The organism is Mesorhizobium sp. M7A.F.Ca.CA.004.12.1.1, from assembly GCF_003997835.1.
GTDB lineage: Bacteria > Pseudomonadota > Alphaproteobacteria > Rhizobiales > Rhizobiaceae > Mesorhizobium.
Genome location: NZ_RZRK01001199.1, coordinates 1 through 1,269 on the forward strand (window position 1 = coordinate 1; position 1,269 = coordinate 1,269).

Below are 1,269 nucleotides of genomic sequence, written 5' to 3' on the forward strand. Positions count from 1 at the left end.
GTCTACACGACGGCCGCGCGAGGTGCGCTTGCGCTTTCGACACTGCCTCTGCTCACCATGCTTGCCGCGGCAGTTCTGAAGATCGAGCCGCCGACCATCCGCAAGATCGTCGGTGTGCTGATCGCAATGGCAGGAGTGGCCGTAGCGCTCGGCACGAGCCTGACGACTGCTCCCCCAGATGCCTGGCGCGGAGATCTTCTCATGGTCGCGGCCGCTTTCTGCATGGCGCTCTACAACGTCTGGTCGAGACCATTTCTATCCCGCACCGCGCCAATCCCGTTCGTGGCGTTTGGCATGGGCGTGGGCGCGGTCTGCCTATCGGTCCTGGTGGTTTCGAGCGGAGGCTTCGCGCGACTTGCCACTCTCAGTGCACCTCAGTGGATCGCGAGCGCTTATCTGGCCATAATTTGCGGCGCCTTCATTTTCTTCCTTTGGGCATTCGCGCTCGAGCGCGCGCCGCCGACACTGGTTGCCGTCTCCGTTGCGGTGAATCCGGTGACGGCATCGATCTTCGGTGTTGTCTTCCTGGGCGAACAAGTGAGCGCGAACCTGATTGTCGGGCTGATGGCAGTCCTCGCAGGAATAGGCGTCGCAACGGGAGCAGCCGAGCGGCTTGGCCTGTGGCCCGACGATCGGCAGTCACGTCGAAGGCAGCCCTGAGCGCTGACCAAGCAAAACGGGGGAAACGAATCCAGGCGAATACAGCGATCATCCCTGTTGGCGCAGGGAATTGCTGCTGGCGTTGGCCAGGGCGATGGTCCAAGAAGGGATCACCGACACGTGATCGCCTCTTCATGTCCTCCATCCGCCCGATGATCCCGCTTCTTCTCGCCGCCGGCATCTTGCTCGGCGGCAATGGGCTGCAGAGCACGCTGATCGCGCTGCGCGGCGCGCAGGAAGGGTTTTCGGCTTCCGACATCGGCCTGATGGGCACCTTCTACTTCGCCGGCTTCCTGCTCGGCTGCCTGGCCATCACCCGCATCATGAAGGCGGTCGGCCATATCAGGGCATTTTCGGCGCTGGCGGCAATCGCCTCGGTAGGCACCTTGCTCCTGGTGCTGGTCATCGATCCGGTGATGTGGTGCGCGGTGCGCCTTGCTGGCGGCTTCTGCTTCGCCGGGCTGTTCACCATCGTCGAAAGCTGGCTGAATTCCGGCGTCGGCAATCACGACCGGGCACGCGTGCTGGCGATCTACCGGATGGTCGACATCGGTTCGGTGACATCAGCCCAGTTCCTGATCCCGGTCTTCGGCGCCGGCGGTTTCGCCA

The 1,269-nt window shown here is 63.4% G+C and carries 1 protein-coding gene and 1 pseudogene; both read left to right on the forward strand.

The features are described from left to right. Positions 1-660 (forward strand): DMT family transporter (locus tag EN984_RS35075; protein WP_164765946.1); only part of this gene is annotated, 660 nt, incomplete at its 5' end. 134 nt (positions 661-794) lie between these two features. Beyond that, positions 795-1,269, forward strand: a pseudogene (locus EN984_RS35080) (MFS transporter); the annotation flags it as partial.